The sequence below is a fragment of the Archangium sp. genome (assembly GCF_036277355.1).
Classification (GTDB): Bacteria; Myxococcota; Myxococcia; order Myxococcales; family Myxococcaceae; genus Archangium.
The window spans coordinates 1-26,463 of record NZ_DASUNC010000174.1 but is presented as its reverse complement, the minus strand read 5'-3'; the positions used below and the strand labels follow the sequence as shown (position 1 = coordinate 26,463).

The window sequence follows — 26,463 nt, the reverse complement described above, 5'->3', positions numbered from 1 at the left end:
GGCCTGACAGGTGCAATACCTCCCCCACGAGGGGGAGGTGTGATGGGGAGTCGGAGGCGCGTGGCACTGCGGGTATGTCTGGGAGCACTGCTGATGCTCCGGTGTGGATCCTCTGGCTACGAGGAGGAAACCTTCTTCCCACCGGAGGACTCCGCACCGGTCTCCTCCGAGGCGCCGCCATCGGGAGGGCTCGAGGTGGCTCCGGTGCGCGGCGGGCACGACCCGGGCCAGCCCCGGCCCCTGCCCCCCATGTTCCAACCGGGCTTCCACCTGGCCCTGCGCTGGTCCCATTCCGTGGGCCGTCTCACCACGTTCCGGCTGCGCGTGCCGGTGAACCGGGAGGGGCAGCGGGTGCGGCTCGCCTTCCGCTCGGGAGACGGGCCCCTCGTGTTGCGGCGGGTCACCGTTGCCCACGCGGGCGACGAGGGCGCACTGGCCTCCGCGCCGGTGCCCGTGACGTTCTCCGGCGCGCCCGGTCTCTCCGTGGCGACGCGGACGCGCGGGGTGTCCGACCCCGTGTCCCTTCCCATCCACTTCGGTGACGAGCTGGCCGTGTCCTTCGAGGTGGAGGGCACGCTGGCGGCCAGTGCCATCGAGCTGCTCCCCGGCAGCGCCGTGCGCCCGGGCGCCTGGGCCACCACGCCAGGTCCGCTGGGCGGTGCGCCCTGGTCCGTCCCGGTGGGGCTGGCCACCGTGGAGGTCGAGGGCCCTCCCGCGCGCGCCTTCGTCGCCCTGGGAGACAGCATCACCGAGGGCTACATCGACGGCCACGACGACATCCGTGACACCTGGGCCTTCCAGGCGGGCGCGCGACTCGGCGTGCCCATCGTCAACGCCGGGGTCTCCGGCCAGGGCTTCTACGATGGGTCGCGGCTGCTGGACGGGGAGGCGCTCGTCCTGTCGGGCATCACCGACTGCATCGTCCTGCTGGGCACCAATGACCTGAGTGGCGTCCCGGACAGCAAGCTGCTGGCGGACATGGTCCAGCTCACGGAGCGGCTGAAGCCCTTCTGCCGCACCTGGACCGGTACCCTGCTGCCCAAGGAGCACGCCCACAACGGCAAGTACGAGCAGGTGAAGTCGAGCCGCCTGGTGATGAACACCTGGATTCGCGAGCACCAGCAGCCGGACGTCATCGACTTCGAGGCGGTGACGCGCGCCCCGGACAACGTGCACCACTTCCTCGACGGGCTGGCCGTGGACGGCATCCATCCGAGCGTGGCCGGCCATCGCGTCATGGCCGATGAGGTGGTGCGCGTGCTGCGCGCCCGGGGCGTGCAACCCCAGCAGGCCCCGTGAGCCTCACCCCGGGGTGTCCAGCAGCGGCAGCGTCACGGTGAAGCAGGCCCCCTGGCCGGGCTCGCTCCGCACCGACACGTTCCCGCCGTGCGCCTCGACGATCTCCCTCAGGATGTAGAGCCCGAGCCCGAAGCCCCCATAGTGCCGTACCGAGGCGGCGCGCTCGAAGCGCCCGAAGATGCGCCGCTGGTCCTCCGGCGAGATGCCGATGCCCTCGTCCTCCACGCTCAGCAGCGCGCGGCCCCGCTCGGCCCGGCAGCGCACGTGCACCGGACTGCCCGCTCCATACTTCATCGCGTTGGACAGCAGGTTCTCCAGCACCTGCTCCAGCCGCAGCCGGTCGCCGAGCACCGGGAGCGGCCCCTCCACCTGCGCGTCCAGCGGGCACTCCGCCTGGGCGAGCACCTCGCGCGAGCGCTCCAGCACCTCGCGCACCAGCACCGCCAGGTCACACGGGGCCGTGTCGAGCTGGAGCGTGCCCCGCGTCAGCCGGGAGAGGTCCAGCATGCTCTCCACCAGCCGCGTGAGGCGCACCACCTGACGATCCGTCACCGCCAGCCGGGACAACAACTCCTCCGGGGCGCACGGCCCGCCCTGGAGCATCCGCTGGGCGCTCTGCAACCCCAGCCGCAGCGGCGTGAGGGGCGTGCGCAGCTCGTGCGAGGCGATGGCGAGGAACTCGTCCCGGGCCCGCACCGCCTCCTGCGTCTCGCGCAGCAGCCGGGCCCGCTCCGCCTCCGCCTCGCGGCGCCGGGTGACGTCCACGAAGGTGACCACCGCGCCCAGCCGCTCGTCGCCCCGCCAGATGGGATAGGACCAGACCTCCGCCGGGAAGCCCGTGCCGTCCGCCCGCCACAGCCACTCCTGGTCGTCGTGGATGCCTTCCCGCGTGGTGGCCTCGTAGATGAGGCACTCCGAGCGCGGGTAGGGCCTGCCGTCCGCGCGGCTGTGATGGATGGTGTCGTGCATGTGCCGCCCGATGAGCGCCGAGGCGTCCGGGTAGCCCAGCAGCCGCGCGCAGGTGCGGTTGGCGAAGGTGCACCGGCCTTCCAGATCCAGTCCGTAGATGGCCTCGCCGGTGGAGTCGAGCAGCAGCCGGAAGCGCTCCTCGCTCTGGCGCAGCCGCTCCTCGGGCATCTCGTGGAGCGTGCCCGGGTGGGCGAGCGCGGCCCCCACCTCCGCGCGCAGGAGGGCCGGGCCCTCCGGCCCGTTGCGTCGCCGCGCCCGCCGGGTGAGCCAGGCGCCCGTCACACCTCCGAGTGCACCCGCGAGCAGGCCAACGACGAGGCGATTCACACGTCTTCCTCCCAAAAGCATTCATCCGCCGGGCCGCCGGGCCCGTCCAAGGTTCGTGGATGGTTCCGCTCCCAGACGTCCAGCGGCGAACACCTTGGATCGTGTCCTCGTGATGCTTTCCAGCGAGCCGGTATCTTCGCGAAGACCCTGCTTCTCATGGGACAGGGGGGGAGGACCCATGCGGGCGCTCGAAGCCATCGTCCAGGCACCCGTGCGGCAGGAGGCCGAGCTGTTCCGGCACATCCTCGACGCACTGCCGTATCCTATTTTCTGGAAGGGGCGGGACCTGCGCTTCCTCGGGTGCAACGCCGCGTTCGCGAGGATCGCCGGCCGCGAGGGCCCCGACGCGGTGGTGGGGCTCTCCGACTACGAGCTGCCCTGGCCCAAGGAGGACGCGGACTTCTACCGCGCCTGTGATCAACAGGTGATGGAGTCGGGACAGCCGCTGCCCGAGTGCGAGGAGCCCGTGCTGGGCAGTGATGGTGTGCAGCGCTGGACGCAGACGAGCAAGGTGCCCCTGAGGGATGAGCGGGGCTTCGTCTTCGGGGTGCTCGGCATCCTCGTGGACGTCACCGAGATGCGCGAGACGCAGGAGCGGCTCCGGGTGGCGCTCACCGCGGGCGAGGCGGCCAATCGCATGCTGAAGGCGCAGGTGGCCGAGCGCGAGCTCATGCAGCGGGCCCTGGCGCTCAGCGAGATGCGGCTGCGCACGGCCGTGCGCGGCGCGCAGATGACGCTCTGGGGGTTGGATGCGCGGGGCCTCTTCACCTTCGCGGATGGGGGCGCGCTGGCATCGTTGGGCCTCGAGCCGGGGTGGGTGGTGGGCCACTCCATCTTCGACATCTACGCCGGCCATCCGGACATCCTCGCGCAGGCCCGGCGGGCGCTGGCCGGTGAGTCCTTCACCGGCTACATCACGTTCGAGGGCATCCACTACGAGACGCGCTACACGCCGATGTTCGACGGGGCCGGCACGCTCACGGGCATCACCGGGCTCGCGTTGGATGTCACCGAGCGCGTGCGCTACCACGAGATGCTGGAGGCGGAGCTGGAGCGCACGCGCAACCAGTTGCTGCAGGTGGAGCGGCTGGCGACGCTGGGCACGCTGGCGGCTGGAGTGGGGCACGAGCTGCGCAACATCTCCACCGTGCTCAACAGCCTGAGGAGCTCCTTCCGCGACTGTGCCGAGCGGGGCGTGCCGCCCGACGCCGAGGAGCTCGAGGAGCTGGGCTGGGCGTGCGAGCACGTGGCCACGCATGGCCGGCACCTGATGGACCTGGGCCGTCCGGGGCGCTCGACGGTGGAGCGGATGGACCTGCGGGAGCTGGTGGCGGGCGCGCTGGCCATGTTGCGCACGGCGGGCATCATCAAGCACGTGAAGGTGTCGGCCTCGGTGCCCGAGTCCCCCCTGTGGATCGACGCGAGCCGGACGCGGGTGGAGCAGGTGCTGCTCAACCTGGTGAGCAACGCGGCCGACGCGGTGGAGGTGGTGCGTGACCGGCCCGCGGAGGTGCGGGTGCGGCTCTTCGAGGACCGTGCGTCGGGCTTCATCTGCTGCCGGGTGGAGGACACCGGGGTGGGCATCCCCCAGGAGAAGCTCTCCGCCATCTTCGAGCCGTGGTTCACCACCAAGCCCCCGGGCCGGGGGACGGGCCTGGGCCTGCCGGTGGTGCGCACCATCCTCCAGGAGGCCGGAGGCGATCTCTCCGTGGAGAGCGAGCTGGGGAAGGGAAGTGCCTTCACCTTCCGGCTGCCTTCGCGGCTCCAGGCGGGCTGAGGGCCGGCCGATCAGACACACATGCCTGGACGGAGAGGGTGCAGGCGGGGGCGGAGGTGGATAATGTCGCCCCCCCTTCGTCAGCCAGGGAACTGCGTATGCGCTGTGTGCTCCTCGTTCCGGTGTGTCTCCTCGTCGCCTGCGCCGGCTCCGTGTCCGCGCTCCGTCCGGCCGCCCCGGTTCCGGAATCGGCTCCGGCTCCGGCCGCTCCGGCGGTCTCCGAGCAGGTTCCCCGGGCCGAAGTGGAGGAGTCCGGGGCCGCGCCGGCGGACGAGGTGGCGCGGGCGCTGAGCACCACGGTGGAGGTCGCGCGGCGTGTGTCCGGGGCCTCCAGCCTGCGTGCCTCGCACCTGGGGTTCCCGGGGGCGCCCTCGCGCGCCGCGGCCCTCATCGTCGAGCGGGCGGTACGGCTCGTGGGGGTGAAGCAGCTCGGCCGCGTGGACCGCAGCGTCCCGGATGACTGCTCCGGCCTGGTGCGGCTCGCCTACCTCGGGGCCGGCATCGACCTGGTCAACCATGGCTTCCTCAACGGCGAGAACGCCGTCACCGCCATCTACCGCCGCGCGAAGGACCGGGGCGCCCTCCACCAGCACCGTCCCCGTCCCGGGGACCTCGTCTTCTTCCAGGAGACGTACGACAGAAACCGCGACGGCAAGCGCAACGATGGGATGACCCACATCGCCGTCGTGGAGACCGTCGAGCTGGACGGCACCATCACCTTCATCCACCGGGGCAGCAAGGGCATCGCCCGCTCGCGCATGAACCTGCTCTTCCCGCGCACCCACCGCGCGGGCCAGAGCGGGCCCGTCCTCAATGACTTCCTGCGCGCCGCGGCCAAGGGCCAGCGCGCCTGGCTCACCGGCGAGCTCTTCGTCGGCTTCGCCTCCCCCACGCTGTAGGCCGGGACGGGGGACGCTCACTTCTTCGACAGCGTCGCGAGGGCGTCCTTCGCCTCGTCCTGACCGCAGTTCTTCGAGCCGGGGGTGGTCTTGTCCCTGGGCAGCTTGCTCAGCTGCTCCAGGGCGGGCACGGCCTTCGGGTCTCCCAGGCCCGCCAGCCGCCGCGCCGAGCGCGCGCGCACGCCGCAGTTCTTCGACTCGAGCGCGCGCATGTACAGCTTCACCAGGTCCAACTCGGCGGTGGAGTGCTCCGCCTCCAGGTAGCGCAGCGCGCCCCACTGCCTCGGCGTGGTGGGCTCCTCGTCCGCCAGCTCCTCGAAGTGCTTCTTCACCTGCTCCTCGGAGAGCATGCCCATCAGCTTGCGCAGGCCCCTGTCGGACTCGTCCTCGCCGAAGTCCTCGGCCAGCCCGTCCAGCACCTGCGTCTCGAGGGCCTCGCGCGCCGGAGCGTCCAGCCCGGCGAGCACCGTGTGCTCCTCCTCGTGCCGCTCCAGGCCGTGCAGCACCCGCGCGCGCAGCTGGAGCACGCCCGCGTCCTTCTTCGCCTCCGCCGGCAGGTCCGACAGGCGCTCGAGCGCGTCCTTCAGCTGGCCCGCCTCCATCAGCTCCCGGGCCTGGTACACCGGGTCATTGCGGCGCGACACCTCGTACGCGCCCAGGCTCATGCCCATCACCAGCCCCAGGCCCACCACCGCCGTCTGGCGCGGCCACGCCTTCACGAAGGCCACCGCGCGCTCGGCACCCGTGCGCGCCAGCTCCAGCGCCGCCCGCACCGGCTTCATCACCGGGCCCAGCTGCTCCTCGATGGGCGGAGAGAGGGACACCTCGTCCTGGCCACCGAAGGGCAGGCCCTCGGGGGCGCGGCGGCAACGGTGGATGCGCAGCGGCTCGCCATTGCCGGGCATGGGGACGCTGCCACAGGGCTCGGCGTCTCCCTCCACGCGGTTGCGCGCCAGGTTCACCGACTCGGTGAAGATGACCTCGCCGGGCTGGGCCACCTGCTCCACGGCCTTCACCACCTCCACCGGCTCGCCGAGCACCGCGTCGCGCGTGACGAGCACCTCGCCCGTGTGGAGGCAGATGCGCACGGGCAGGTGCTCGTCCGGGCCGCACGTCTGGTTGTGCCGCCACAGCCGGTCCTGCATGGCCATGCCGCACAGCACCGCGTGGGTGGGCGAGGCGAAGGTGACGAGCAGCGAGTCACCCCGCTTCTGCACCAGGCGCCCGCCGTACTGGCGCACCAGGGGCAGCAGCAGCCCGTCGTGCGTCTCCAGCATCCGCGCGTTCTGCTCGTGCGTCTGCCGCGAGGTGCGCTCGGTGTAGCCCTCCAGGTCGGTGAGCATCACCGTGAGGTTCTGCGGCTTGCCGCCCGAGAGCGTCCCACTGCCCATGGGGGCCACCGTGCCCGCGGGCTTCGGGGCGGGGACGACGGTGCCGGCGCGCACCACGTGCTTCTCGTACACCACGGCCGCCAGGGCGGACTGGGAGGGACGGGTGGGCGCGCGCGAGGGCGAGGAGGCCCCCTCGGGCAGCGGCATGCTCCGAGCGGCGCGGGTGGGTGCCTGGGAGGGGGAGCGGCCGCTGCTCGCGGGAGTCGCCACCGGAACGGGCGCGCCGAAGGCGGCGGTGCCCGAGGCCGGGGACCCGGCGGGCTTCTCCGGGGGCACGGGGGACGGCGCGGCCTGGGGCGAGGCGAAGGCGGCCGTTCCGCTGCCCTGGGCGGGGGCGTCGGGGACGAGGAAGGCGGAGATGCTCGGCGAGGCCGTGCCCGCGGCCATGGCCAGGGGCATGCCCACCGCGGCCTGGGCTCCGGCGGCCGCCAGCGCGCCGAGCGCATCCACCAGCGCATGGGCGCTCGGCATGCGGTGGGCGGGCGTCTTCTGCAGCAGCTGCATCACCAGCGCGACGAGCGCGGGGTGGCCGGCGAGCGTGGGCGCCGCCTCGATGAGGGGCATGGGCGGGGCGGCGGCGTGCTGGGCGACGTACTGCGTGGGCCCGGGCCCGGGGAAGGGCAGCTGGCCCGACAACATGCGGTAGGCGAGCACCCCGAAGGAGTAGAGGTCGCTGCGCGGATCCACCGGCGCGCCCACGGCCTGCTCCGGCGAGAGGTACTCCGGCGTGCCCACCACCAGCCCCACCTGGCTGAGGTTGCTGCTGGAGGCGTCCGGCTCCACCAGCCGGGCGATGCCGAAGTCCAGCAGCCGCGCCTGCTCCCCGCGCAGCCCCTTGGTGAGCAGCACGTTCTCCGGCTTGAGGTCGCGGTGGATGATGCCCTTGTCGTGGATGGCCGCCAGGCCCTCGGCGAGCTGGTACATCAGGGGCAGCGCGCGCGACGGCGCCATGGCCCCCAGCTGCAGCACGTCATAGAGGTTCTCGCCCTCCACGTACTCCATCACCAGGCACGCGCCCACTTCCGCCTGGCCGTAGTCGATGACGTGCACCACGGCGGGGTGCTCCACCGCGGACAGCAGGCGCGCCTCGCGCTTGAAGCGCTCGATCATGCTCGGGTGCACCATCAGGTCCGCGTGCAGGACCTTGATGGCCACGCGGCGCCCCAGCGACACCTGCTCACCGAGATACACCTCGCCCATGCCGCCTGCACCGAGGAGCTGGAGCACACGGAAGCGGCCATCGAGGACAAGGGTACCGGTATCGATCACGGGCGCCGCATCTTCGCCGGAAACGGGTGCCGCGGGCAGGGGCCTCTCATGACGCGAGGCGGCTCGGCTGCCCGCCCACCGGGCCCGGCGGAATGTGGGTTATTCAACCACATCCTCTGGCCGTGAAGTGGAGCCGCTCAATAGAGGAGGCAGTAGCTGCCGTCCGTGCAGTAGTTGGACGCGGAGCAGCACGCGCCATTGTTGCAACGGCCCTGGCAGCAATCGATGGCGCAGCTGAAGGCGTCCTCGTCGAACGAGCAATCGCCGTCACCGCAGAAGGTCGGACAGGGGTCGTCGGCGTAGCGCGAGACGGACTTGGAGGTGTTGGCCCAGCAGGTGGTGCGTCCGCCGCCGCTGTCGATGACCATGGGCACGGCCTTCACGTTGAAGAGGTACGAGCCACAGGAGAGGCCCGAGCTGCTGAAGTACCAGGTGCCCGAGGTGCCGGGGAGCTCGGAGGTGGATTGCAGGACGTTGTTGATGCGGAACTCCAGACGCACCGCGTTGGCCGGGTAGGACACCGTCCAGGTTCCGCTGCCCGCCATCTCGCCCTGGTACGTGCTGACGCCGCTGATGGTCAGCTGGGTGACGGCCGAGCTGGAGCACATGGCCAGCTCGGCGGTGCCCAGTGGCTCCCCCTCCTCGGGGAGGTCGACGACACCGCCGCAGGCCGTCAGCAGCAGACCGGACAGCAGCACACAGAGTGAAGAGAGATGACGCGGCATGGGGGTGCTCCAGGGAAAGCGGATGGGGGGCCTCGGCGAGGACCGGAGGCTCGGCATCACCCATATCATATTTTTCCAGGGACTTTGTGTGAAACCTGGAATGGGGGGAAGACGCTCAGGCCGTCTTGAGGCTGAGCTGCCAGGACACGCCGTACCGGTCGGCGAGCCAGGTGAACTTCCGGCTGAAGGGGTACTCGCCCAGCGGCATCATCACCTGCCCGCCCTCGCCCAGCTTCGCGGCCAGCGTGTCGAGCTCCGCCTCCGAATCCGTGGTGACGAAGATGGACGTGGCGGGCGTGAAGGTGAACCCGTGCTTCATGCTGCTGTCGATGCACATGAAGCGCTGGCCGTTGAGCGTGAAGGACGCCTGCATCACCGAGCCCTCGGTGCCGGGCTCGCCCGGGCCGTAGCGCTGGATGTGGGTGATGCTCGCGTCCTTGAAGAGCGACACGTAGAACGTCATCGCCTCCTCGGCCTTCTTGCCTTCGAACATCAGGAACGTCGCGATCGTCGAGCTCATCGGTGCGGAGACTCCTGGGGGGTGAGGGTTACTTCGCGAGGTGGGCGAACTTGAACGTCCAGAAGATGCCCCACCCCACGATGCTCACCGCGCTGAGCACGATGCCCGCGATGGCCTGCCCCTTGCGCCCGACGGGCGGGGTCGCCGCGGGGTTCACGTTCCGCAGGCCGATGATGGAGCACAGCAGGGAGATGAGCGCCAACGGGGCGAAGAGCAGCCCGATGAAGCTGAGCATGAAGCCGGCGCGCGCCACCGTGTTGTTGGAGTAGAGGTGCCACGCCTTCTGGAGCGCCTCGCGCGACACCTCCTCCTTGAAGAAGAGCTTGTTGCGCGTGTTGTTGTACATGACGAGGGTGATGATGACGGGCCAGATGCCACGGCCCACGGCCTCCGCCCCCGCGGTGAAGCCCGAGACGAACAGGGAGGCGATGGGCACGAAGCACAGCGCCAGACGGGCGAACGGCATTCCCATCCAGAAGCACGCGCCCACGCAGCCGCCCACGAGGGCGAGCAACCCGAGCAGCAACCCGGCGTTGCCCGTGTCCTTGTTCACCACCTCATTGGCCAGGATGATGGCCCCGGCGAAGAAGTTGAAGAGGGCGCCGAAGCCCACCAGCCACGCCCACGCGTCGCGCTTGCCCCAGTACTTGAGGCGGAAGGCCTCCAGGTAGTCCACGTCGGGGTGCTCGGCGCAGGTGTCGCAGTAGTCCTTGCCGTCGACGGTCTCCCGGTCGTACTCGCAGAAGAAGGTGCCGCAGCGGGCACAGGCGCCGAGCACGGGCTTCTGGGGATGGGCGGGGCAGCGCGCCTCGGTGGCTTCGGGCGGTGGGGCGGGGGACAGCGACTCCATGGAACGACCTCCAGAGGAGGCCGGACTCTGGCACAGCTCGCGAGCGGACGTGAGGGCCCGCCGCCTGCCCTCCGGCCGGGGGAACAGCAAAAATTCCGGGGGGTTGGACCACGTGGTACCTTCCCGTGCTCGACAGCAGCCCCCCCGATGGCCACCGAGAGCGACTCCCCCAAGCCCGCGTCCGAAGCGCAAGCCGCCGCCCCCGAGCTGCGCCTGTTGGACAGGCGCGCCTTCGTGGGGTTTCCGCCCCTGGAGCTGGCGCCCGGCCTGTCCATCGCGGACTTCGCGCTGCAGATTCCCGACGTCACCTTCCCCTTCAACGTCAGCGCGGGCCCCTCGCGCTACCAGCGCAAGAAGCTCCTCTTCGGCTTCCTGGAGCTGCACGTCGACGCGGAGCTGGTGGCGCGCAAGGTGACGGAGCTGGCCGGACGCGTGGCCGGCCTCGAGGGCCTCAAGCTGCACTTCCGCCCCGGCTACCTCGAGGGCCAGGCCTTCCTCCAGGCCCCGGAGCGCACCCCGCTCACCTTCAAGGTGGCCTTCGACGCGGATGGCGAGCGGCTCGCCCTCTACCTCTATGACGTGCGCCTGTACGGCTTCGCGTCCACGCCGTCGGTGCAGGTGCCCGGCCTGATCGCCGCCACCGTCACCGAGCTGGGCCTGCTGCCCGAGGTGGAGGTGCGCGGCGCCACCGGCTTCTCCACGCGCGTGCTGCCCGCGCTCTGCCAGAAGGCCGCCGTCAGCCGGGGCTTCAAGATGCCCGTGCTGGACACCGCGCGCTTGTCCTCCGCCGAGGTGAGCAGCGCGGGCCTGCGGTTGCGCTTCTCCTCCGGGGGCCTGCCGCCTCCGGCCCCTCCCGACGAGGAGCTGCTGCTGGCCCTCGAGGGAGCCCGCGCCTTCGCCGACGCCGAGGCCCTGCTCGCCCAGGGCAAGCTCGCCGAGGCCCGTGACGCGTACCTGCAGGCCGGTGACGCGCAGGACGCGCACCCCTTCGCCGCCGAGCGGCTGCTGTCGCTCCTCGTGGCGGACCCGCAGGCGCACGACCTGGCCCTGGACGTGGCCGCCACGCTGCTGCGCCGCCGCGAGAAGAGCCCCGCCGCCCTCTGGGGCGAGGCCGTGGTGCGCGAGCGCCGCAACGAGCACGCCCGCGCCGCCGAGCGCTACCTCGCCCTGTGCAGCCTCGCGCGCCGCGCCTCCGAGGAGGCCGCCGCCTTCTTCTCCGCCGAGGCCGCCGCCCGCGCCGCCCGCGACCACGCGCCCCAGGTGGCGGTGAAGGCCCTGCACGAGGTGCTCGGCCTCAAGCCGGACCACCTGCCTTCCCTCAAGGCCCTCGCGCGCGCTTCGGACCAGAGCCGGGACCGCGCCGGGGCCGTGCGCGCCTACCGCCGCATCGCCGCGCTCGCGAGAGACCCCGCCGAGGCCGCGGATGCCCACGTGCACCTCGCGCGGCTGTGCGCCCAGACGGAGGACGACGTCGCCGGTGCCCGTCTGCACTGCGAGGCCGCGCTGCGCCTCGCGCCGGACCAGCCGGATGCCCTGCTGCTGCTGGGGGAGCTGTGCCACCGCGGCGGCGAGCACCTGCGCGCCCTCAAGGCCCTGGACCGCCTGCGCGAGGTGGCCATGGCCCGCCACGAGCTGGACCGCGTGGGCCGCGCCAACCTCCTCGCCGGCCGCATCTGGGAAGAGGGCCTCCAGCAGCCGGACAACGCGCTGCTGCGCTTCCGCGAGGCCACGTCGCTGCTGCCCGGCGAGCCCGAGCCCCTCTTCTCCACCGCCCGCGTGGCCGAGAAGCTGGGCAAGTTGCAGGAGGCGCTCGCCGGCTACCAGCAGGCCCTGGAGCTGGCCGGCCCCGCGCCGCGCTCCGAGTCCATCCGCGAGGCCGCGCACCAGAGCCACCACGCCCTGGCGCGCCTGTACCGCACGAAGCTCGGCGACCCCGCCCGCGCCCGCGAGCACCTGGAGGCCGCGCTCGCGTTGGACCCGCGCGACACCGCCGCGCTCGACGAGCTGATTCCGTACTTCCGCGCCACCGGCCGCACCCAGGAGCTCGCCGAGGCGCTGGAGAAGGCCGCCGCCGTCCACGAGGAGCCCGGCCGCCGCGCCGCCCTCTGGGCCGAGGCCGGAGAGCTGTTCCGCGGCCGTCTGCAGCAGCCCGAGAAGGCCGAGCGCCTCCTCACCTCCGCGCTGGAGGCCGACCCCGATCACAAGCCCGCGCTCGAGTCCATGCTGGCGCTCGCCGAGGCGCGCCGCGATGGCGGGCTGCTCACCCGCTGCCTCTCCGCCCTCGCGCGCCTCACCCCCGAGCCCAAGGAGCGCGCGCAGAAGTACCGCCGCCTCTCCGTCGCCGCGCGCGATCTGGCCTTCGACCTGGACCTCGCCGCCATCGCCCTCCAGGAGGTGCTGAAGGCGGAGCCGGATGACCTGCCCACCCTGGGCGAGCTGTGCGCCCTCCAGCGCAAGCGCTCGGACATGGCGGGCCTGGCCACTGCCCTGGAAGAGCGGGCACGCGTGGCCGAGGCGCAGGGCGACAAGCGGCTCGCCGCGGCGGCACTGCGCGAGCTGGCCAACGTGCTGGAGGCCCGGCTGGGCCGGCTCGGTGAAGCACTGGTGGCCCTGGAGAAGGCCGCGCGCCTGTCTCCGGAGCAGGCCGTGCTGCTGGAGCTGGCGGAGCTCTCGCTGCGCTGCGAGCGCCCCGAGCATGCCCGGCGCGCGTTGGAGTCGTTGCTGTCCACGCTGCCGCGCACCACCGCCCCCGAGCGCCTCGCGGACGTCCGCGCGCGCCTGGGCCGCGCGTGCGAGCTGATGGGAGACCGCGAGGCCGCCATCGCCGCCTACGCCCAGGCCTTCCCGCTGCGCCGCCTGGATGACGCGCTCGCCTTCCGGCTGGAGGCCCTCTACACGGAGGCGGGTGAGACGCGCGAGCTGGCCGAGCTGTGGGCCACGCGTGCCCAGGCCCTCGTCGCCGCCGAGCGCGCCGCCGAGGCCGCTCCGCTCTTCCTGCGGAGCGCCCGTGTCCTCCTGGAGCGCGGGGAGAAGGGCCCCGCCCTCCAGCGCCTGTCCGCCGCTCTCGACGCGAGCCCCTCCGGCCCCCTGGCCGCCGAGGCCCTGGACACCCTCGCCGAGCTGGAGCTGGAGCGCGGCGAGAAGCTGGAGGCCGCCCGCCTCTTCGCGCGCAAGGCCGCGCTCGTGACGGATGCCCGCGCGGGCGCGAAGCTCCTCTACCGCGCCTCCGTGCTCGCCATGGGCACCAGCCGCGAGGAGGCCTTCCTCGCCGAGGCCCTGGAGCGCGAGGCCTCCTTCGCTCCCGCGCGCATGCGCCGGGGCGAGCTGCGCATGCAGGCGGACCCCCGCGCCGCCCTCGAGGACTTCGAGGCGGTGCTGGCCCTGCCCGCGGTGGACCCGGACGCGCCCCGCGAGGACGAGCTGCTGGAGCTCACCCGTCGCGCCTCCGCCGCCGCCGTGCGCGCCGGCCGCCCGGACTCCGCCCGCCGACTGCTCGCGCAGTACTGCACCCTGGCCCCCGAGGACCTCGAGGCCCACGTGGAACTGGCCGGCCTCCACCGCAAGGCCGGGGCGCGCGAGGCGCTGGCGGACCTGCTCGCCACGCTGTGGCCGCGCCTCTCGGGAGACGCCCGCCGCTCCGCCCGCCGCGAGCTGGCCGAGTTGTGCCTCGCCCTGGGCCGCCCCGCCGAGGCCGCCGACGCCCTGCGCAGCATCCTCGCCGAGGAGCCCCACGACACCTGGGCCACGCAGGGCCTGCTGGAGCTGCTGCCCCCGCCGGGCGCCGGCACCGCCCAGGAGGAGGCCGAGCGCCTCGCCCTGCTGGGTACCCTCATTACTTCCGCCTCGGGGGACTCCCGCGCCGAGCTGCTCTCCCGCCGCGCCGCGCTCCACCGCAACGCCGGCCGCTCCCAGTCCGCGCGCGACGACTTCCTCGCCGCCACGAAGCTCTCCCACCGGCCCGCGCCCCTGTGGCTCGCCATCGCCGCGCTCGCCCGCGAGGCCGGTGACGACGTGGACGAGCTGGAGGCCTGGCGCCAGGTGGTGGCCTCCGAGCCGGAGCTCGCCGAGCGCGCCCGCACGCGGCTGCTCTCCATCGCCTCCGTGCTGGTGGAGAAGGACGCGCGTGCCCCGGCCCGCGAGGCCCTGCTCGCCGCCGTGGCGCTGCCGCTCTCCCCGGCCGAGCGCAGTGATGCCTTCTTCGCCCTCGCCACGCTCGCGCGCCGCGATGGGCTGGTGGATGCCGAGGCGGAGGCGCTCGCCGAGGCCGCGCGCCAGGGCCCCCTGCCTCGCCGTGTGGAGGCGCAGCTCGCTCGCGCGAACCTGCTCGAGAAGGCGGGCAAGCTCTCCGAGGCCGCGGACAGCCTGGAGGCGGCGCTCTCCCTCGCTCCGCGCCATGCCGGGGCCACCGCCGCGCTCCAGCGCGTGCTGCGGGAGCAGGAGGACTGGACGCGCCTCGCGGGCCTGCTCGCCGCCGAGGCCTCGCACGCGCCGCCTCCCGAGGCCGCCGCCCTCTACGCCGAGCTGGGCACCCTCCACCTGGAGCGCCTGGAGCAGCCCGAGGCCGCCGAGGCCGCGCTGCGGCAGGCGGTGCGCCTGGCTCCCGAGAACATCGACGTGCGCCGCCGCCTGGTGGCCCTCGTCGCCGGCCGGGGGGACTCCGCCGAGGCCGCGAAGCTGCTCGACGTCGGCACCAGCCACCTGCCTCCGGCCGAGGCCGCCACGCTCCTGCGCGAGGGCGCCGGGCACGCGCGCGCCGCGGGGGACATGGCCCGGGCCCTGGACTTCGCCCGCCGCGCCCATGCCCTCGTGCCCGCGCGCGACGCGCAGCTCGCCGAGCTGGCCGAGCTCCTCTTCCTGCAAGGTGACGTGAAGGAAGCGCTGCCCCTGCAGGAGCAGCTCGCCGCCGCCGCGGACTTCTCCTCCGACCCCGATCGCGCCGAGAAGGCCTGGCTGCGCCTGGGGGCCCTGGCCGAGAAGCTCGGGGACTCGCGCCGCGCGGTGTCCGCGTACAAGCGCCTGCTCGCCGAGAGCCCGCTGAATGAAGTGGCGGTGCACCGGCTCGCCGCGCTGCTGGAGAAGGACGAGCCCCGCGCCTCCTTCGACGTGCTCGTCGCCCACGCGCGCGCCCTGCCTCCCTCGGAGAAGACCGCGCAGCGCCTCGTGTCGCTGTCCGAGCGCGCCCGGGACTCGCTGGCCGACTCCACGCTCGCCGCGTCGCTGCTGGTGCGCGCGGCGGAGATGGCGGAGGAGCCGCTGCCGCTGCACGAGTCGCTCGCCACGCTCTACCGCAACGCGGGCCGCGTCCCCGAGCTGATGGCCCAGCTCCAGCGGGTGGCCTCGCTCAGCCAGGAGGCGGGAGACCTGGACGGCGCCATCTCGGCCTGCTCGGAGCACGCGCTCCTGGCCGAGGAGGCGGGCCGGGTGGACGAGTCCCTGCGCTCGCTGGAAGCGCTGCGCTTCCTCCTGGAGAAGGCGGACCGGAGGGACGAGGCCGCCGACTGCGAGCGTCACCGCGCGGAGATGCTGCGCGACGCGAAGCTGGACCTGCCCGCCGCCGAGATGGCGCTGGAGCGGGCCTTCACGCTGTCCGAGCAGCTCGACACGGCACGCATGGGCATCGAGCTGGCCGTGCGCCGGGACGACACCGCCGCCGAGGCCCGCTGGCTGGAGCGCGCCCTGCCGCTGCTGTCCGGCACGCGCGAGAAGGGCGAGAAGGCCCCGTGGCTGCTGCGGCTGGCGAAGCTGTACCTCGGCGTCCTGGGTGACTCCGGGAAGGCCGAGGGCTTCCTGCGCGAGGCGCTCCAGCTGGACCGCTCGCTCCAGGAGGCCGAGGCGCTCCTGTTCGAGCTGCTGGAGCGCGAGGGCCGCGTGGCCGAGCTGGCCGCGTGGTTCGAGGAGTCCGCCTCCTTCGAGCAGGACGCCGGCCGCCGTGCGCTGCTGCTGCTTCGCGCCGCCACCCTGTACCGGGAGCGCGCGGGACGTCCGGAGGCCGCCATCGTCGCGCTGCTCGCCGCGCGCGCCGCGGTGCCGGATGACCTGGGCATCACGCGCCAGGCGGCGGACCTGCTCCACGAGATGGGGCGCGAGGCGGATGCCGCCGAGTTCGACGCCCTGCTGCTGGAGTCGGACCCCTTCCAGGAGCCGCTGTACTCGCGCCACCGGGCGTGGCTGACGGAGACGGGCGACACGCAGGCGCTCGCCGCGCTGCTGTTGCGCCGGGCCCAGAAGCAGCCGCCCGCGCAGGCCGCGGAGAGCTACCTCGCCGCCGCCAAGGCCTTCCGCGAGGCCGGTGCGCTGGAGCGCGCGCTGCTGTGCGAGGACCAGGCCTTCGAGCTGGCTCCCTCCAGCGCCGAGGCCTTCCACGTGCTGCGCGCCCGCGCGGCCGGGGATGTGCGCCGGCTGGCGGAGCTGCTGTCCCTGCGTGCCGCCGCCGTGCCGCCCGAGCAGGCCCTGCCGCTGCTGCGCGAGCGCGCGGACAGCCTGCTGAAGGCAGGAGAGGTGCTGCTCGCCGCCCAGGCCTTCGACGACTACCTGGCCAAGGCGGGCAACGACGTGGACGCGCTCGCCACGCGCGCGGAGCTGGCCGCCGAGGGGGGAGGCCCGGGCGCGGCCCAGCCCTATGACCGGCGCCTGCTCGCCGCGGGAGGTGAGTCGCTGCCCGTGCCGGTGCGCGTGCGCACGCACCTGCGGCTCGGCCATGCCTCGCTGGCCTCTGGCGCGTACCGGGATGCCGCGGAGTCCTTCGAGGCCGTGGTGGCGCTCGAGCCCGAGGGGACGCGGGGCCAGGAGGCCCTGTCGCTCCTCGCCGAGGTGTACGGCAAGACGGGGGACTCCAAGGGCCTGTACCGTGCGTCCCTGAAGCTCGCGCGCAAGGCGGACGCGGCCACCGCCGAGGTGCTGTACCGCCGTGCGGCGGACCTCTTCGAGGACCCGAAGGACTCCATCGACGCGCTGCTGCACCTGGCGCGCCTGCGTCCCGCGGATGCGAGCATCATCGACCGGGCGGTGGTGGGCCTGCGTGCCCTGCGCCGTCCCGCGGACCTGCTCGCCGTCTACGAGGCGGGGGCCCATGCCTCCGGAGGCTCGCGCGCCGCGGAGCTGTTGCTGGCCGCCGCCGACGTCGCCGCGAGCCAGCTCGACGACCCACAGCGCGCCGAGGCCCTCCGGGAGCGCGCCGCCGAGGCGGACCCGAGCAACGTGGCCGCGCTGAAGGCCCGGGTGGAGGGCCTGCGCAAGCGGGGCGATTCGGCCGCGCTGCTGGAGGCGCTGGAGCGGCTGGTGCCCGTCACGGAGGACGAGGACGAGGCCGCCCTGCTGAGACTGGAGCTGGCGTCCCTGGCGGGTGCGGCCGGCCGCGAGCCGCTGGCCCGCGAGATGCTGGAGGCGGTGGTGGCCCGGGGCACGTCCGGCGCGGGCTACGCCGAGGCGCTGGAGGCACTGGAGCCGCTGCTCACCACGGAGCCGGGCCGGCTGGCCGAGGTGCGTCTGGCCCGGGCGGAGCTCCTGTCCAACGCGGAGCGCCGGGAGCTGTTGCTGGCCGCGTCGCGCGAGTTCGAGGCCGCGGGCCGCGTCGCGGATGCACTGCGCTCGGCGCGGGAAGCCGTTTCCATCGAGCCCGACGTGGAGTCGCTGAAGTGGGTGGCGGCCCTGCACCGGGTGGCGGAAGAGCCCGGACGCGCGGCGCAGGCGCTGTTGCAGGCGGCCCGTCTGGCGTACTCCGTGCAGCGTCCGGCGCTGTTGCTGGAGGCAGCGGACCTGTGGGAGTCCGCGGGTGAGAACGCCGAGGCCCTCGAGGTCATCGAGCGGGTGGCCTCGGAGGCCCCGGACACGCTGAGCCCGGCGGAGCTGGCCGAGCGCTTCCAGCGGCTGGGAGCGCCCGCGCGCGCCGTCGAGGTGGGCTTCGGGCCCGCGCTGGAGTCGGGGGACCTCACGGGGGCCCTGGCGCTGGCCGAGCGCGCCGGAGACGCGGCCCGTGTCCGCGAGGCGCTCTGGGCGCTGGTGTCGAAGCCGGACGCGGATGCCTCGCACGTCACGGACCTGGCCACGGGCCTGCGTGCCGAGGGCGACTGGGACGGGCTGCTGCGGCTGGCGGAGCTGCTCACGCAGTGGGACGTGGCGCTGGCCACGGAGCTGCGGGGCGAGGTGCTGCGCGCGGACGGGGCCTCGGCCGAGGCCCGCCTGCGCGCCATGGAGTGGCTCGCGACGGCGCCGGGCTTCACCGAGCGCCTGAAGGGCCTGCTGTCGGGCCTGGGGAGCTACCCCGAGGCGCTGTCCGAGGCGGTGCTCGCGCACATCCGGGCGCTGCCGCTGGAGGAGCGCATCGCGGCGCTGGAGGAGGCGGCGGACAACTGGGCGGAGCGGCGGGGCAAGCTGCTGCGCGAGCGCTTCCGGCTGCAGCGCGACGCGGGCCTCATGGCGGACGCGGCGGACACGCTGGGCCTGCTCATCCTGCTGGAGACGGACCCCAAGCAGCGCGCCAGCCTCCACGTGGAGCATGGCGACATGCTGATGTGGGCGGGCGACAAGCCGCGGGCGCTGGAGGCCTTCGAGAAGGCGCTCGAGGACGCGCCGGGCACGGTGCGCGCGCTGGAGTTCCTGCTCCCCATCTACGACGAGACGAAGAACCACGCGCGCTTCGTGGTGGTGGCGGAGCAGCTGGCGGCGATCCTCGCGGGCCCGGCGGCGATGGGGCTGTGGCGCGAGCGGCTCGCGGAGGCGTACGAGGCGCTGGGCCGGCTGTCCGAGGCGTCCGAGCAGCTCAAGCTGTTGCCGGAGACGCCGGAGCGGCTGGAGCGGCGCGCGCGGATCGCCGAGGCGCAGGGCCTCACGGGCGAGGCGCTGCAGTTGCGCGAGCGCCTCACGGACGAGCCGGCGCAGCTGGAGGACATCCTCCGCGAGTACCTGGACGGGCAGCTGGTGGTGTTCGCGGTGCGCCTGGCCGAGCGGCTCTTCCAGGCCGGGCAGCTGTCGATGCCGGCGAAGCGCCTGGTGGCGGAGCGGCTGTCGCCCACGTACGAGGGCTCGGCGCTGGCCATCCACCTCTGGCCCGAGCTGCTGCGGCAGCAGCCGGTGGACGCGGACGGGTGGACGCTGTACGCCGAGGCGCTGGCGGCCTGTGACGACGTGGCGATGGAAGTGGCGCGCGTGGACGGCTTCGGCGCGGCGCTCGTCTCCAGCACGGCGAGTGCCTCGGCGGCGACGATCTCCCCGGTGGCCCCGTCCGAGGGCTTCCGCCACGCACTGCCGCCGGACGCGGTGCCGGTGACGCCCGAGAGCATGCCCCGCCTGCACGCGGCGCTGCGGCCCACGCTGAAGGAGCTGGGAGCGAAGGCGCTGCGCGTCTTCCTGAATCCGGCGGGTGGCGTGGAGGCGTACCTCGCCTCGCCGGAGGAGCTGGTACTGGGAGCGGGGACGCTGGCGTGCTTCGGCCCGGTGGAGCTGGGCTACCTGTGCGCGCTGGCGCTGTGCCTGGGCGAGAAGGGCGAGGCGCTGAGCCGGCCCGGTGAGGTGGAGGGCTTCGACGAGGCGGCGGTGGCGGCGTTCCGCGCGGTGCCCACGTCGCTGGCGGCGTCGCGCGTGTTGGCGCACCTGTCGCCCGAGGTGCGTGGCTCCGACCCGTCCCAGGTGGACGTGGGCACGGTGCTGCGGACCAGCACGGCATTCCGCGCGGTGGCCCTCGCGGCCCTGGAGACCGTGTAACCTTCCGAGACCCTATATGCTCGCAAGACGACTGCTGCTCGTGTCGCTCCCCGTTGCCGCCCTGGTTGCCGCGTGCGTGTCCGAGACGGTGTTCCCAGGAGACCTGACCATCGGTACGTTCGACTTCCATGCCCAGGCCAACTGGGCGCGGACGGACTGCAAGGCGGACGGAGGCGACTTCAACCGGTTGGTGGACGGCGGCTTCGACTTCTCGGGCACCTTCTCGCGGGACAGCACGGATGGTGGGGTGTGGTTCACCATCGAGGGCTTCTCGCGCACGGCCACGTTCGATGCGCCGGCGCAGCGCTACACGACGATCCACCGGGCGGCGGCGCAGCTCGCGAGCTGTGGCGAGGGCTGTGAAGGCGCGCAGCTGGACGAGACGATGTCGGTGGTGGTGCTGAGCGACAGCCAGGACCGGGCGATTGGCAGCCGGTGCGGCAACATGCCGGATGCGGGAGTGCCGGACGGCTCGGTGCCGGGCCCCACGGCGAACGGCTATGACGCGGAGCGGGCCTGTGGTGAGTTGAAGGTGACCTTCCTCCCCGGTAAGAGCACGCAGTGCAAGTGCACGGTGTCATGCACGGCGGTGTATGGCCTGGAAGGGAAGCGGCGCTTCAATGGCGGGCAATAGCAAGAAGAAGGCAGTGGTGCTGCTGTCGGGCGGGCTGGACTCGACGACGGTGCTGGCGATGGCGAAGGCGGACGGCTTCGAGCCGGTGTGCCTGGCGGTGTCCTACGGGCAGCGGCACTCGGTGGAGCTGGATCGGGCGCGCCGGGTGACGCAGGCCATGGGGGTGAAGGACTTCCGGGTGGTGACGGTGGACTTGCGGCAGGTGGGCGGCTCGGCGCTGACGGCGGACATCGACGTGCCGAAGGACCGGCCCGAGAGCGAGCTGTCGCACGGCATTCCCATCACCTACGTGCCGGCGCGCAACGCGCTGTTCCTGTCGCTGGCGTTGGGGCTGGCGGAGGTGGTGGAGGCGAACGTCATCTACATCGGCGTGAACGCGGTGGACTACAGCGGGTATCCAGACTGCCGGCCCGAGTTCATCCGGGCGTTCGAGCAGATGGCGACGCTGGCGACGAAGGCGGGGGTGGAGGGGACGCGCTTCGAGGTGAGGGCGCCGCTGTCGGGGATGACGAAGGCGGACATCATCCGGGCGGGGGTGAAGCTGGGGGTGGACTATTCGATGACGCACTCGTGCTACGACCCGGATGCGGAGGGGAGGGCGTGTGGGCGGTGCGACAGCTGCGTGTTGAGGCGCAGGGGATTCGAGCAGGCGGGGGTCGCGGACCCGACGCCCTACGTGAAGGGAGCCTGAGATGGCGGGAGTGGCAAGCGTGGCGATGGGGCTGTGGCTGGCGGCGGGGAGCGCGCCGGTGGTGGACGCCACCGAGGTGGTGAAGGACCTGGTGGTGGACATGAAGTACGCCACGCCGGACAACTTCCTGAAGCAGAAGGTGTACCCGGACGGGGCGCGGTGCATGTTGCGGACGGATGCGGCCGAGCGGCTGGCGAAGGCGGCGGAGACGCTGCGGGCGCAGGGCTACCGGCTGAAGGTGTACGACTGCTACCGGCCGATCGCGGTGCAGTGGCAGATGTGGAAGATCCTCCCGAAGCCCGGCTACGTGGCGAACCCGAAGAAGGGGGGCAACCACAACCGTGGGGCGGCGGTGGACCTGACGCTGACGACGATGGACGGTCAGGAAGTGGAGATGCCGACGGAGTTCGACTCGTTCGAGCCGAAGGCGCACCACGGCTACCAGGGAGGGACGGAGACGTCGCGGAAGCACCGGGAGATCCTCCGGAAGGCGATGGAGGGAGCGGGCTTCAAGAAGAACCCGATGGAGTGGTGGCACTACGACCTGCCGGGAGCGACGAAGCTGCCGGTGCTGGACGTGCCGTTCACGAAGCCGGGGGAGTCTTCCGCGGTGAACTCCAACGGCGAAGGCCAGAAGTGACCTGAGGCGAGTTGCTGCGGCGGATTCCGTGGCCTCTGTCGGTGAGTCGGGAAGGGTATCGATGACGCACAGCATTTCTCCCGAGAACGTGATCCAGCACATGGAAGTGCCGGGTGAACGAGGCCTCTTCGTCGTCGGCTGCTTCGAAAAACGAGTGACCCTGCTGTCTCAGCAGGTGCGGGCGCTCAACATCGTTTTCGCTCTCCACCAGAACAAGCGATTGAAGGCTGGAAGCAAGGTCGCGGTTATCGGAGGAGGCGTTGCCGGTATGACAGCGGCCGCGGCAGCGGCTCGCCTCGGTTGCGACGTGACGCTCCTGGAGAAGAAGAACGCGCTGCTCTACATCCTCCGGGGAAATACTACCCGTTTGATTCATCCGCATGTCTATGACTGGCCCCTGGAAGGAGCGGAACGAGAGGATGCGGCACTGCCATTGCTCTCGTGGAAGGCAGGCCTCGCGAGTGGTGTGGTAAAGCAGCTCGAGAACGCCTGGGCTGCGCTTCCTGAGCGCTCGAAAATCGCCGCCATCTTCAATGTCGAATCCATCCATATCGAGATGGAAGGGAACCGCGCGGGGCAGCGCCTCATTACGTGGAACATCTCTTCCTCCACCACTTCTTCCCACGAAGAGGACTCCTTCGATGTGGTGCTCTTGACCGTGGGGTTCGGTCTGGAGAGGAAGGTTGACGGGATTCAGTGGAGTTCCTATTGGGACAATGACCGCCTGAATCAACCTGTTCGCGGAAGTAGCAGCGAGCGCTATCTGATTTCTGGTTGCGGTGACGGCGGGCTCGTGGACCTGCTTCGGATCCGCCTGGACGAATTCCGCCATGAGCGTGTTCTCAAGGAGTTCCTGAGCGCGTCCTCATTGGGACCGTTGAAAACCAGGCTGCTTGAGATCGAAGAGCAGGCCAGGCAGTTGGACGATGAGGCGGCCTCAAGTGCTCACATCGTCAAGCAATACAAAGAACTCCCGTACCTCGACGAGCTTGATGAGAAGATTGGATCCAGGCTCCGTGGCGACACGACTGCGGTGCTCAACGGGCTCGGTACAAGGCCACTGACGCTTCAGTCCAGTATCCTGAATCGGCTCCTGGTTTCCCGTCTTCTTTTCCGCTTCGGGGTTCACTATCGGCCGGGGCGTTTCAAATCCCAGAAGCAAGGGGAGCAGTACGAGGTTCGTTTCGATACGGGCAAGCCAGAGATATTCAATCACATCATCTGCCGCCATGGTCCTCACCCCAGTGCGCTCGAGGAGGAGTTCCAGAGCATCTGGAGTAAGTGTGAGCTCGTGAGGGCGCGCAATGTGCTCGACCAGACGCGCTGGCCTCTATGGCCGAGGGGGTTCTTCGGGCCCGAAGACGAACCCAACGAGAGGCGTCCAAGCAGCTCAAGCCAACCAGTTCATTCTCCCAACCCAGGGGGAGAGTCGCATGGAGGCTCGGCAGGTGCTGTAGCCGTTCAGCAGCCTGGTAGACCTGAACCAGTGTCACAGAGGGCTGTGGTTTCGTTGGAGCCGCGGAGCGAGCCATCTCGCGATAAGGCCGTGGATACCAGGCGCGAGCGCCCGGACTCGGATGTGCTGTTAAAAGGCTCAAGCAAAACCCACGTGACCCTCCGATTTCAGGATGCGCTAACGGCCACCCCAGCCAAGCCTGAACCGGTGTCGCGCAGGGCCGCAGTTTCGTCAGATTCGCGAAGCGAGCCATCCAATAATAAGGCCGAGGGCACCAAGCGCGAGCGCTCAGGACCGGAGCCGTTGATGACGGGCAGCCCTGCGGTAGATGCGGTTGGTGCCTCTTTGCCGCGAGAACGGTCTGCATCTCCCGGTGCCTCGCAACCGGCTCAGGAACCGGTGGTCGCAACCGAGCAGCGACCGGCAGGGCAGGATTCAAAAGACAGCCCAGCGGCTCCGAAGAGTGGTGGGAAGTCAATGTCTGCTGGTGCTGTGCTGCTGATAGGGGCGGCTGTCGGGTTCTTGTTGTTGAAGGACCGGCAGCAGGTCGCTGCATCGGACACCAACGAATCGGACAGGCGACGCACTGGCGTCGTGAACACTCCTCCTCCCAGTTCCAAATCCCCTGGAGGGGCCAGTAGTGAGGGCAACTCCTCTGCGAAGCTTCGGCAGCTTCATCGGGTTCGTTCTCTTCAATCGGGCGAACAGTCGCAAACGCTGGCCGCGTTGCCGCCCGGAGTATTCGCCTTTGTTGACCCTGCCGCTCAATTTCTCTCGCTTCAAGCGCCGACCGCTCGAGTCCAATCATCCGACAATGTCGAAGTACACAGGCTTTCTGATGGTCGGTTTCATCTTGTTGGATATGTTTGGGATGTCGAGTCCCGTGCGCTTGGAACGGGCAGGTCAACCCCTGTGTTCTTGTTTCCTCGTCCGTATGGACGCAGCCAGGTTCTTGTCAGTATTCCGTTCGACAGAATTCGCTCGGCACATGTGAAGAGCGAACAGGGCCAACGCTCGCTAAGCCTTGAAGTGGGTGGCTCTACGGAGATGTAAATGAAAATCCAGATGGGTGGTTTGAAGTTGGTAGTGATTTGCTTCCTCATGCTGCCCCTGATGGGGGCGGATGGTGGTTGCGGTGAAGGGACGGATCCCACGCAACCAGGTGTTGTGACTCCACCGGAGCCCAAGTGCACCCCGCGGACTTGTGGGGGATGTTGCTCAGGCGATGTGTGCCGTGAGTTGCAAAGCAACGCTGCTTGCGGAAGCTTTGGGGCGACGTGTGCTGTGTGTCAGGGCCTCAAGAGCTGTCAGTACGAGACTCAGTCGCAAGACTGGGATTGCCGCCCTGCGAAGTATTCTATTCAGCCCCTGATGGCGTCGATTCCGTCGTCGGACCCGAATGATGGTGCCGATTGGGATGTTGATGGCTCAGCGCCTGATGTCGTCGTCACGTTGAGCTGTCCAAAAAATGGGTCTACGGTTTTTGTGAGCACACCGGAAGTGTCGAGCTATACGCCCACATGGACCACTGGGGCTTGTGAAGCGACAGCCGAGGAGTTGATGAAGTCTCCGATGAATATCTATGTCATTGATGTGGATGCCTTCTTCGATGACGAGATCTTCTCTGGGCCGTATACGTTCAAGGCAGAGGATTTTGATAAGCCCGCAGTGGAAATCCCCATTTCCGCTAGTGATTCGACAAGTGTGCTGCGGCTGCAGATCTCCCGGCGACTGTAGCTCAGCGGGAATTCTGCATCGTTTCATCAGGAGCCGATGGCGAGGAGATGCCTGCTTTGCATGCTCTCGCAATCGCCATCGGCTTCACTGTGAAACCCCCAGCGCTACTTCGGTCGCACCGCGCCGTACGAAATACAAGTTCCCGAGGTTTTATAGCGTGGCGTTCAGCTCGAGCACGGGCAGCTTGGGGCTCATGACATCCGGGTACTTGATGCCGGCGCCCGTATTGAGCAGCAGCACGCGCTGACCGGCATTCAGCCACCCATCGCGCAGCAGCATCCGAGCGGCCCCGACGAGCGCCGCACCTTCAGGGCAGATGAACGCCCCCTCCATGCGGCTGATGCGCTCCAGTCCCCACATCGTGTCCGCATCCGGCACGGCGACGCAGGTGCCCCCGGTCTCGCGAACGGCCTGGAGCACGAGGAAGTCGCCGAGGGCCTTGGGCACGCGAATCCCCTGAGCCACGGTCGACGCGTTCTCCCACTTCTCGGAGACGTCCTTGCCCTCGCGGAAGTCCTTCACGATGGGCTGGCAGCCCTCGGCCTGGACGGCGACGAGCTTGGGGAAGCGGACGTTCTCGGGGAGCCAGCCCATCTCGCGCATCTCCAGCAGGGCCTTGTAGATGCCGATGATGCCCACGCCGCCGCCGGTGGGGTACAGGATGACGTCGGGCAGGGTCCAGCCGAGCTGCTCGGCGATCTCGTACCCCATCGTCTTCTTGCCCTCGATGCGGTACGGCTCCTTGAGGGTGGCGGCCTCGAACCAGCCATGGGCCTTGGCCGAGCGGCCGACGATGGCGCCAGCATCGGTAATCTGCCACCGCACCATGTACGCATTGGCGCCGACGGCGGTGGCCTCCAACACACTCATGGCGGGAGCATCGGTGGGCATGACGAGCGTCACGGACATGCCGGCGCGAGCGCCGTAGCTGGCCCATGCGCCGCCAGCATTGCCATTGGTGGGCATGGCGAGCGCCTTGATGCCCAGCTCGAGGGCGCGGCTCACACCCGTGGCGGCGCCGCGGGCCTTGAACGAGGCGGTGGGATTCAGCCCCTCGTCCTTCAACCACAGGTCGGGCAGGCCAATCTCCGCGCCGAGCCGCGGCAGGGGAAACAGCGGCGTCATTCCCTCTCCGAGCGTGACGATGTTCTTGTCATCGCGGACGGGGAGGACCTCGCGGTAGCGCCACAGCGAGGAGACGCGGCCGGCGAGAAGGTACCCGGCTGGCCCTGGGGGACGCCCGAGTGGATGAAGCGCCACAAGGCCGCCTCCTGCTTGAGTGGCGCCGTGTTGCGCACCCGCGCCACGTAGGGCGTGCCTCGCTCCTCCAGCATCTAAAGCAGCTTCTCCTCGGGGAAGCCCGCGTCCATGCGCACCGCCGCCACCTCGCATACCTCCTTCTCCACCCGCTCGAGCAACTGGGAGATGAACTCCACCGCTCCACTGGCGCTGTGCACGTTGCCCTCGCGCAGCCTCACGTCCAGCAAGTCCCCCGTCTCCGCGATGCTGGCCACCAGCGGATGGTACATGCGCACTCCATAGTGCCTGTTGTACGCGCTGCCCTCCTGGTGCCCGTGCAC

16 protein-coding genes are annotated in these 26,463 nt (G+C 70.9%); 9 read left to right on the top strand and 7 right to left on the bottom strand.

The features are described from left to right. The first annotated feature begins 93 nt into the window (after positions 1 to 93). Entirely contained in the window at positions 94 to 1,299 is a 1,206-nt protein-coding gene (locus VFZ09_RS43770) for an SGNH/GDSL hydrolase family protein (protein WP_329733777.1), read from the top strand. Positions 1,300 to 1,302: 3 nt separating this feature from the next. Here the strand turns inward: VFZ09_RS43770 and VFZ09_RS43765 are convergent, their stop codons facing one another. Then, complete coding sequence (locus VFZ09_RS43765; RefSeq protein ID WP_329733776.1) at positions 1,303 to 2,595, bottom strand: sensor histidine kinase; 1,293 nt, start codon at positions 2,593 to 2,595, stop codon at positions 1,303 to 1,305. Between the two features lie 178 nt (positions 2,596 to 2,773). On the opposite strand from VFZ09_RS43765, the gene VFZ09_RS43760 reads away from it, so the two are divergent. Then, positions 2,774 to 4,372: a PAS domain-containing sensor histidine kinase gene (locus tag VFZ09_RS43760; protein WP_329733775.1), complete on the top strand. Its 1,599-nt coding sequence runs from the start codon at positions 2,774 to 2,776 to the stop codon at positions 4,370 to 4,372. A 98-nt stretch (positions 4,373 to 4,470) separates the two neighbouring features. Then, on the top strand, positions 4,471 to 5,271 hold the full coding sequence (locus tag VFZ09_RS43755; RefSeq protein WP_329733774.1) for a CHAP domain-containing protein: 801 nt from the start codon (positions 4,471 to 4,473) through the stop codon (positions 5,269 to 5,271). A gap of 17 nt (positions 5,272 to 5,288) precedes the next feature. On the opposite strand, the gene VFZ09_RS43750 is transcribed toward VFZ09_RS43755, so the two are convergent. The 4 genes from VFZ09_RS43750 to VFZ09_RS43735 all read right to left on the bottom strand — a co-directional run bounded on the left by VFZ09_RS43750 (position 5,289) and on the right by VFZ09_RS43735 (position 10,026). After that, positions 5,289 to 7,931, bottom strand: coding sequence for a protein kinase domain-containing protein (locus VFZ09_RS43750; RefSeq protein ID WP_329733773.1), 2,643 nt, complete (start codon positions 7,929 to 7,931; stop codon positions 5,289 to 5,291). 137 nt (positions 7,932 to 8,068) lie between these two features. Beyond that, positions 8,069 to 8,656: a hypothetical protein gene (locus VFZ09_RS43745; RefSeq protein ID WP_329733772.1), complete on the bottom strand. Its 588-nt coding sequence runs from the start codon at positions 8,654 to 8,656 to the stop codon at positions 8,069 to 8,071. A gap of 115 nt (positions 8,657 to 8,771) precedes the next feature. Beyond that, positions 8,772 to 9,176 (bottom strand): VOC family protein, encoded by a 405-nt coding sequence (locus VFZ09_RS43740; protein WP_329733771.1) that lies wholly within the window; start codon positions 9,174 to 9,176, stop codon positions 8,772 to 8,774. Between the two features lie 28 nt (positions 9,177 to 9,204). After that, entirely contained in the window at positions 9,205 to 10,026 is an 822-nt protein-coding gene (locus VFZ09_RS43735) for a hypothetical protein (protein WP_329733770.1), read from the bottom strand. A gap of 147 nt (positions 10,027 to 10,173) precedes the next feature. Between VFZ09_RS43735 and VFZ09_RS43730 the strand changes: the two genes are divergently transcribed. From VFZ09_RS43730 to VFZ09_RS43705, 6 genes are all read left to right on the top strand, one after another. Continuing rightward, positions 10,174 to 19,725, top strand: coding sequence for a flagellar hook-length control protein FliK (locus tag VFZ09_RS43730; RefSeq protein ID WP_329733769.1), 9,552 nt, complete (start codon positions 10,174 to 10,176; stop codon positions 19,723 to 19,725). A gap of 16 nt (positions 19,726 to 19,741) precedes the next feature. After that, entirely contained in the window at positions 19,742 to 20,359 is a 618-nt protein-coding gene (locus tag VFZ09_RS43725) for a hypothetical protein (RefSeq protein WP_329733768.1), read from the top strand. Then, positions 20,346 to 21,050 (top strand): 7-cyano-7-deazaguanine synthase QueC, encoded by a 705-nt coding sequence (queC, locus tag VFZ09_RS43720; RefSeq protein WP_329733767.1) that lies wholly within the window; start codon positions 20,346 to 20,348, stop codon positions 21,048 to 21,050. The genes VFZ09_RS43725 and queC overlap by 14 nt, the downstream gene beginning before the upstream one ends. A 1-nt stretch (position 21,051) precedes the next feature. Continuing rightward, on the top strand, positions 21,052 to 21,690 hold the full coding sequence (ddpX, locus tag VFZ09_RS43715) for a D-alanyl-D-alanine dipeptidase (protein ID WP_329733766.1): 639 nt from the start codon (positions 21,052 to 21,054) through the stop codon (positions 21,688 to 21,690). 61 nt (positions 21,691 to 21,751) lie between these two features. Continuing rightward, entirely contained in the window at positions 21,752 to 24,199 is a 2,448-nt protein-coding gene (locus VFZ09_RS43710) for an FAD-dependent oxidoreductase (protein ID WP_329733765.1), read from the top strand. 318 nt (positions 24,200 to 24,517) lie between these two features. Then, positions 24,518 to 24,883, top strand: a complete 366-nt coding sequence (locus VFZ09_RS43705) for a hypothetical protein (protein WP_329733764.1) — start codon at positions 24,518 to 24,520, stop codon at positions 24,881 to 24,883. A gap of 150 nt (positions 24,884 to 25,033) precedes the next feature. Here the strand turns inward: VFZ09_RS43705 and VFZ09_RS43700 are convergent, their stop codons facing one another. Then, on the bottom strand, positions 25,034 to 26,143 hold the full coding sequence (locus VFZ09_RS43700; protein ID WP_329733763.1) for a threonine synthase: 1,110 nt from the start codon (positions 26,141 to 26,143) through the stop codon (positions 25,034 to 25,036). 74 nt (positions 26,144 to 26,217) lie between these two features. Continuing rightward, the coding region (locus tag VFZ09_RS43695) for a transposase (protein ID WP_329733762.1) at positions 26,218 to 26,463 on the bottom strand (246 nt) is incomplete at its 5' end.

Bases quoted from the DNA above. Each gene is read 5' to 3' on its own strand.
- VFZ09_RS43730 (WP_329733769.1), top strand. From the start codon at position 10,174: ATGGCCACCGAGAGCGACTCCCCCAAGCCCGCGTCCGAAGCGCAAGCC.
- VFZ09_RS43745 (WP_329733772.1), bottom strand. From the start codon at position 8,656: ATGCCGCGTCATCTCTCTTCACTCTGTGTGCTGCTGTCCGGTCTGCTG.
- VFZ09_RS43760 (WP_329733775.1), top strand. From the start codon at position 2,774: ATGCGGGCGCTCGAAGCCATCGTCCAGGCACCCGTGCGGCAGGAGGCC.
- VFZ09_RS43710 (WP_329733765.1), top strand. From the start codon at position 21,752: ATGACGCACAGCATTTCTCCCGAGAACGTGATCCAGCACATGGAAGTG.
- VFZ09_RS43770 (WP_329733777.1), top strand. From the start codon at position 94: ATGCTCCGGTGTGGATCCTCTGGCTACGAGGAGGAAACCTTCTTCCCA.
- queC (WP_329733767.1), top strand. From the start codon at position 20,346: ATGGCGGGCAATAGCAAGAAGAAGGCAGTGGTGCTGCTGTCGGGCGGG.
- VFZ09_RS43705 (WP_329733764.1), top strand. From the start codon at position 24,518: ATGGCGTCGATTCCGTCGTCGGACCCGAATGATGGTGCCGATTGGGAT.
- VFZ09_RS43740 (WP_329733771.1), bottom strand. From the start codon at position 9,176: ATGAGCTCGACGATCGCGACGTTCCTGATGTTCGAAGGCAAGAAGGCC.
- VFZ09_RS43755 (WP_329733774.1), top strand. From the start codon at position 4,471: ATGCGCTGTGTGCTCCTCGTTCCGGTGTGTCTCCTCGTCGCCTGCGCC.
- ddpX (WP_329733766.1), top strand. From the start codon at position 21,052: ATGGCGGGAGTGGCAAGCGTGGCGATGGGGCTGTGGCTGGCGGCGGGG.
- VFZ09_RS43735 (WP_329733770.1), bottom strand. From the start codon at position 10,026: ATGGAGTCGCTGTCCCCCGCCCCACCGCCCGAAGCCACCGAGGCGCGC.
- VFZ09_RS43725 (WP_329733768.1), top strand. From the start codon at position 19,742: ATGCTCGCAAGACGACTGCTGCTCGTGTCGCTCCCCGTTGCCGCCCTG.